The organism is Ideonella azotifigens, assembly GCF_006519715.1.
Lineage (GTDB): Bacteria > Pseudomonadota > Gammaproteobacteria > Burkholderiales > Burkholderiaceae_C > Ideonella > Ideonella azotifigens.
The window spans coordinates 1-6,670 of the sequence record NZ_VIDT01000282.1 but is presented as its reverse complement, the minus strand read 5'-3'; the positions used below and the strand labels follow the sequence as shown (position 1 = coordinate 6,670).

The following is a 6,670-nucleotide window of genomic DNA, read 5'->3' as shown; positions in this document are numbered from 1 at the left end:
AAAGCAACAAGGAGGTGGCGCGGGCGCTGAGCATCAGCCCGAGCACGGTGCGCACCCACATTGAGAGCGTATTCCGCAAGCTCGAATGTTCGACCCGCGCGGCCGCCACGCTGAAGGCCTTCACGCTGGGGCTGCTGTAGCCCGCGGCGCCTGGGGCGATCAGTCCTGGTCGGACTGGCGCGCGGCGCGGTTCAACGCGCCGCCCATCACCTGCTGCAGCTGGTGGTTCAGCTCGTTGATCTCTTCCTGCATGGCCCGCACCAGCTGGCTGTAGACGCGCTGCTGGCGGCCGGCTTCGCGCAGCCGCTGGGCCATGCCCTGCGAGATGTTGGCCAGCAGCTTGGCGGCCACCGCCGGTTCGTCGATCATCAGCCGGCGCAGGGCGCCGCGTGACAGCGAGGCGGCCTGCACCGGCGTCATCGCGATGCAGGAGGCCGCGCGCGGCGCGCCGTCCAGCAAACCCATCTCGCCGATCAGGCTGCCCGGGCCGAGCACGGTGACGATCAGCGGGTCGGTGCGGCTGACAACGGTGTTCTCGACGCTGACCTCGCCGTCGATCACCAGCAGCATGTGGCCGGTGTCGGCCTGCTCGCCCTCGCGCAGCAGCACCGCGCCTTCGTCGCACTGCCACAGTCGCATGTAGCTGACGACGGTGCGGGCCTCCTCGGCCTGCAGGTCGGCCAGCGCACTGGGCCGGCGCAACAGCTCGGCAGCCAGCTCGATCAGGTAGGGGTCGTGGGCGGCGGGTAAGGTGGAGTTCATGGGCAACGGCAAGGCGCGCCCATTCTCGCGCCGGAACCCCGGCAGGCACACATCCCGTCAGGTTAGCGGCTGGACTGGTCCGAAAGCGCAGCAGGCGCCAGCGCAGTGTGCGATGGCGCCGATTTGTACCGGTTTACGGACAGAGGCGGACCGACCCGCCCCGTGACACTTCAGTTCACCGGGATCAGCAGATAGGCGTGATAGTCCTCGCCCTGGATGCCGTTGGTGACGATGACGCCGTTGTTGTTGATGCCTTGGCCGGCGTCGAACTGGACCTTGCCGTAGAGCGGGTCGGCCGGGTCGATCAGGGTGGAGACGTCCACCATGCCGGTCTTCTTGTCGTAGTAGAACGCCACGTTGGTGGAACCGCGGCGGGCGGGCTTGTCGGCAATGCCGACGACCTGGCCGGCGTCATTGACCTTCAGCGCATTGCTGTAGAGACCGCCGGGCAGCACGCCAATGTCGATCATGCCCTTCTTCTTGTCCCACAGGAAGGCGCGGCTGGTGAGGGTGTCGGGGTCGGCGCTGTAGCCAGCCACCTGGCCCTTGCTGTTGATGCCCTTGCCGTAGCTGTAGGGCGCCAGCGGGCTGAAGGCGCCGAGCTGGTTGACCTTGCCTTCGGCGCTGACGCGCACGCCGATGGTCGCGTCGGTCTTGTCGTAGTGGCCCACCCATTGGCCGCTGGCGTTGATGCCCGAGGCGTCCGCCGCGCCCTTCTTCGGGAACGGGTCGACCATGCCGGTGGCCGCCGTCCAGGTGAAGGCATGCGGCACGCCGTCCACCGTGTTGCTCTGGCCAACGACGGTGCCGTTGTCCGAAATGCCGGCGGCCATGCTGTAGCGGTGCGCGGGGTCGAAGCTGCCCAGCGCCTGCATGCCGGTCACGGGGTCGTAAAGGAAGGCGCCAGGCGAGTCGGACGGTCCGCTGTAGCCGACGATCTGGCCGGCGTTGTTGATGCCGGTGGCGAAGCTGGAGGTGTCGCCGGGCAGCGTGCCCAGGGTGACGATGCTGCCATCGGGCTGGAAGGCCACGGCGATGTGGGCGCCGTACTGCTCCTTCTGGATCCAGCCGACGACGACGTTCTGGTCGTTGATCGCCAGGCCCTGGCTGGAGTAGCCATCCGGCCCGACGCCCAGGTCCTTGATGCGATAGGTGGGTGCAGCTTGCGCCGAGGTGGCGGCGAGCATCAGGCAGGCCAGCGCAGCGGCGGCCAGGGGGGCGGTGAGGGGTTTGATGGCAGTTTCCTTGATGTGAAAAACGTGGGTTGAGACCTGCCAAAAAGTGTAGGAGCCCCCTGCGTCGAGCGGCCTACCCGAAAGGGTAGCTGACCCGCACTGGATCGTGGGGGTGGGGCGAGCGCCGGCACGTCGGGTCGCAGGCCGCTAAAATCAGGCTTCCAAGGAGCGTTGCAGCAGCGCGGTGATCCCGCGCTGTCAGGCTTGGGTAGATGACAACGACGCTCACCCGACCTGGGTGAGCTCCGCCCGCTCGGGCCGATTTTCTTCATCTCCTCGTGTTGCCGCACGACCGCGCCATGCCCTCCGCCTCTGCCTCTGCCGACCTTCCCGACGTTCCCGACGTTCCCGATTCGAGCTCTGACACCGCCGTGGCACCGCCGCCGATGCGGCTGTCCGGGCTGGAGCCTGTGGCCATCGACGCGCAGTCGCTGTTCGTCAACATCGGCGAGCGCACCAATGTCACCGGCTCCAAGGTCTTCGCCCGCATGATCCTGGCCGGCGAGTTCGAGAAGGCGCTGGCCGTCGCCCGCCAGCAGGTCGAAAACGGCGCGCAGGTGATCGACATCAACATGGACGAGGCGATGCTGGACAGCCAGGCCGCCATGGTGCGTTTCCTGAACCTGATTGCCGGGGAGCCGGAGATCGCGCGCGTGCCCATCATGGTGGACTCGTCGAAGTGGAGCGTGATCGAGGCCGGGTTGAAGTGCCTGCAGGGCAAGGGCATCGTCAACAGCATTTCGCTGAAGGAAGGCGAGGCCGAGTTCAAGCGCCAGGCCACGCTGGTGCGGCGCTATGGCGCTGCCGCCGTGGTCATGGCCTTCGACGAGCAAGGCCAGGCCGACACCTTCGCGCGCAAGACCGAGATCTGCGCACGCGCCTACCGGGTGCTGGTCGAAGGCGTGGGCTTCCCGCCTGAAGACATCATCTTCGACCCGAACATCTTCGCGATCGCCACCGGCATCGAGGAGCACAACAACTACGCGGTGGACTTCATCAACGCCACGCGCTGGATCAAGCAAAACCTGCCCGGTGCCAAGGTCTCGGGCGGCGTGTCCAACGTGTCGTTCAGCTTCCGCGGCAACGAGCCGGTGCGCGAGGCCATCCACACGGTCTTCCTGTACCACGCGATCCAGGCGGGCATGGACATGGGCATCGTCAACGCCGGCATGGTCGGCGTGTACGACCAGCTGGACGCGGACTTGCGCGAACGCGTGGAAGACGTGGTGCTGAACCGCCGCGCGGACTCGACCGAGCGGCTGCTGGAGGTGGCCGAGCAGGTCAAGGGCGCGGCCAAGGACGACAGCGCCCGGCTGGCCTGGCGCGCGGCGCCGGCGACCGAGCGGCTCTCACACGCGCTGGTGCACGGCATCACCGAGTTCATCAACGAGGACACCGAAGAGGTGTGGCAGGCGATCCAGGCCGATGGCGGCCGGCCGCTGCATGTGATCGAAGGCCCGCTGATGGCCGGCATGAACATCGTCGGCGACCTGTTCGGCGCCGGCAAGATGTTCCTGCCCCAGGTGGTGAAAAGCGCCCGCGTGATGAAGCAGGCCGTGGCCCATTTGCTGCCCTACATCGAGGCCGAGAAAAAGGCCTTGGTGGACGCTGGCGGCGACGCCAAGGCCAAGGGCAAGATCGTCATCGCGACGGTCAAGGGCGACGTGCACGACATCGGCAAGAACATCGTCACGGTGGTCCTGCAGTGCAACAACTTCGAGGTCGTCAACATGGGCGTGATGGTGCCTTGCCAGGACATCCTGGCCAAGGCGCGCGAGGAAGGCGCCGACATCATCGGCCTGTCGGGCCTGATCACGCCCAGCCTGGAAGAGATGCAGCACGTGGCCGCCGAAATGCAGCGCGACCCGTATTTCCGCGAGCGTGGCACGCCGCTGCTGATCGGCGGCGCCACCACCAGCCGGGTGCACACCGCGGTGAAGATCACGCCGCACTACGCCGGTCCCATCGTCTACGTGCCGGACGCTTCGCGCGCAGTGGGCGTGTGCGCCGAGTTGCTGAGCGACGACCGCGCCGCGGCCTACATCGAGACGCTGAACGCCGACTACCAGCGCGTGCGCGAGCTGCATGCGAACAAGAAGGCCACGCCGCTGGTGACGCTGGCCGAGGCCCGCGCCAACAAGACGCCGCTGGACTGGTCGCAGGCGCCGGTGAAGCCGCGTTTCCTCGGCCGCCGCGTGATGAAGCAATACGACCTGGCCGAGCTGGCGCAGTGCATCGACTGGGGCCCGTTCTTCCAGACCTGGGACCTGGCCGGCCCGTACCCGGCGATCCTGGATGACGCGGTGGTCGGCGTCGAGGCACGCAAGGTGCTGGCCGACGGCCAGGCCATGCTCAAGCGCATCATCGATGGCCGCTGGCTGCAGGCCAACGCGGTGCTGGGCTTCTGGCCGGCCAACACGGTGGACGACGACGTGATCGAGGTCTACGCCGACGAGTCGCGCAGCGAGGTGCTGATGCGCTGGGCGCCGCTGCGCATGCAGACGGTGCGGCCGGTGGTCGATGGCGTGAAACGGCCCAACCGCTCGCTGGCCGACTTCATCGCGCCCAAGGGCACGCAGCCGGACTACATCGGCCTGTTCGCGGTCACCGCAGGGCTGGGCGCCGACGCGCGCGCCAAGCAGTTCGAGGACGCGCAGGACGACTATTCCTCCATCATGCTGAAGGCGCTGGCCGACCGGCTGGCCGAAGCCTTTGCCGAGCGGCTGCACCAGCGCGTGCGCATGGAGCTGTGGGGCTACGCACCGGACGAGGCGCTGAGCAATGCCGAGCTGATCGCCGAGAAGTACAGCGGCATCCGCCCGGCGCCTGGCTACCCGGCCTGCCCGGACCACAGCGTGAAGGGCCCGATGTTCGAACTGCTGGCCTGTGGCGAGATCGACATGGGCCTGACCGAAAGCCTGGCGATGACGCCGGCGGCCAGCGTCAGCGGCTTTTACCTGGCCCACCCGAAGGCGACTTATTTCAATGTCGGCACGGTCGGCGAGGACCAGCTGGCAGCCTGGGCCGACGCGTTGGGCATGGACGAAGACAGCGCGCGGCGGCGGTTGGTCTCGGTGCTGGACGGCAGGCCAGGCGTTTCGGCGTAGAAGCTGGCGTTCAGCTGGGTTTCGCGCAGCAGGTGGGCGCGAAAGCGCGCGAACAGGCGCTTGTCCACCGTGCCGGGGTGGCGCCAGAACTCGGACAGCGGGCCGGCATGCACCATGCCCGGCACCGCGTAAAAGCACTCGCCCAGCGTGATCACCGGCGTGCTGTGGTACATGGACTGCAGGCCGGTGGTGCTGTTGACCGTGACCACGCCGGCAGCGTGCATCAGCAGCGTTGGCAGGTGCTGGTCATGGATGTAGTGCACCCGGTGCGCCACGCCCAGCGCCGTCGCCCGGCGGGCGATCAGGCGGCGGTAGTCGTTGTACGGCCGGTCCAGCGGATGGTGCTTGAAGACCAGCAGCTGATCGGCCGGCGCATGCACCGCGAACGAAGCCATCACCTCTTCGATGAAGTTCGGCACGGTGCCAAAACGCGAGTGGTGGATGATCTGGCTGTCGTTGTGGACCTGCAGCGGCACCAGCATGTAGCGCTTGTGCTGCGCTGGGTGGCTGAGGAAGCCCAGCATGTCGCTTTCCAGCCAGCGGTTTTTCCACTTGCGCATGCCACCCCGAACCCAGCGCAGGCCCTCGCGGACCGGATGCAGGCAGCGGTGGTGCTCGTAATGCGGGTAACGCGCACGGCCTTTCCACAGCTCGGTGGCATAGGTCATCGCAATGTCGGCCACTTCGCCAAACTGCTGATGCGTGGGCTGCGGCGCCGGTTGCGGCTCGATGTTGAGCCGGCGGTAGAAGGCCGCGTCGCGCGGGATGGACGATTCTGCGTTGACGCCGCCGATCTCCAGCGTCACGTAGTCCGGCCGAAGGTAGCCTTCCTCGAACACATAGACGGTGATGCCCAGCGCACGCGCTTCGGCCAGCGCCGTGTCATGCATCGCGCGGGTCTGGCCAAACAGCACCAGCGCGTCGATCTGATGCGAGACCAGGCGTTCACGCAGCCAGGCAGGCCATTCCGCCGGTGGCTGATTGAAGGCCCAGGCGCCATCCTGTTCGGGAAAATAGAACTCGTCACCCGCGTTGAAATTGACCTTCCAGACCGTTTGCCCATGGTCGCGCAGCGTCTTCGCCAAGGTGGCAAAGAACCGGCCCATGGGGCCCTGCAGCAGCAGCGTGCGACGCTGAGACAGCAGGCGGTCTAGGGAAATCGGAATCATGCGAACGACAAAACGGTGTGACCAGCGTGCCCACGAGACGCGGCCGGAAAGGCCGCGTCAACGCAAAGCGACAAACATGCCCGACTGCCGGCTCAACCCACGGGATGATCCGCAGCAGACGCGAAAAACCTCACAAAACCCTTGCGAAGGGTCGACAAACCAAGGGAACACCCTCTAGTCAGCACTGATTGCAGTCTATGCGCGGCAAGTGGTGCTGACGATCCCTCAAATAGGTGTACCGGGACGCAAGCAATGCAAACTGTGTCAGAGCTTGACTTTCGTCCATGTCAGACAAATCCTGATTTCACCGATACCTTCATGGGGCTTATCGACACAAGCCGCGAGCTCGTGAAGGCTGCTGGCGAAATTCAGCTGTCTTTTGTGTCCGGCGGCGGCA

At 66.5% G+C, this 6,670-nt stretch carries 4 protein-coding genes, 1 pseudogene and 1 riboswitch; of the genes and pseudogenes, 2 read left to right on the top strand and 3 right to left on the bottom strand.

Translation table 11 applies throughout. From position 1 onward, the window contains the following. A partial coding sequence (locus FKP22_RS16870) for a response regulator transcription factor (protein ID WP_141288617.1) occupies window positions 1-140 on the top strand: 140 nt, incomplete at its 5' end. A gap of 19 nt (window positions 141-159) precedes the next feature. Here FKP22_RS16870 and FKP22_RS16865 read toward each other — a convergent pair. Both FKP22_RS16865 and FKP22_RS16860 read right to left on the bottom strand, forming a co-directional pair. Continuing rightward, complete coding sequence (locus tag FKP22_RS16865) at window positions 160-762, bottom strand: cyclic nucleotide-binding domain-containing protein (protein ID WP_141288616.1); 603 nt, start codon at window positions 760-762, stop codon at window positions 160-162. Window positions 763-932: 170 nt separating this feature from the next. Next, the gene (locus tag FKP22_RS16860) at window positions 933-1,949 is read right to left on the bottom strand and encodes a DUF3466 family protein (protein WP_141288615.1); all 1,017 of its coding nucleotides are present in this window, start codon (window positions 1,947-1,949) and stop codon (window positions 933-935) included. Between the two features lie 205 nt (window positions 1,950-2,154). Then, a riboswitch (S-adenosyl-L-homocysteine riboswitch) is annotated at window positions 2,155-2,231 on the top strand. A gap of 152 nt (window positions 2,232-2,383) precedes the next feature. Between FKP22_RS16860 and metH the strand changes: the two genes are divergently transcribed. Further along, the gene (gene metH, locus FKP22_RS16855; RefSeq protein ID WP_141288618.1) at window positions 2,384-5,104 is read left to right on the top strand and encodes a methionine synthase; all 2,721 of its coding nucleotides are present in this window, start codon (window positions 2,384-2,386) and stop codon (window positions 5,102-5,104) included. A 56-nt stretch (window positions 5,105-5,160) separates the two neighbouring features. Here the strand turns inward: metH and FKP22_RS33905 are convergent. After that, window positions 5,161-5,994, bottom strand: a pseudogene (locus FKP22_RS33905) (capsular biosynthesis protein); the annotation flags it as partial. Window positions 5,995-6,670: the final 676 nt, after the last annotated feature.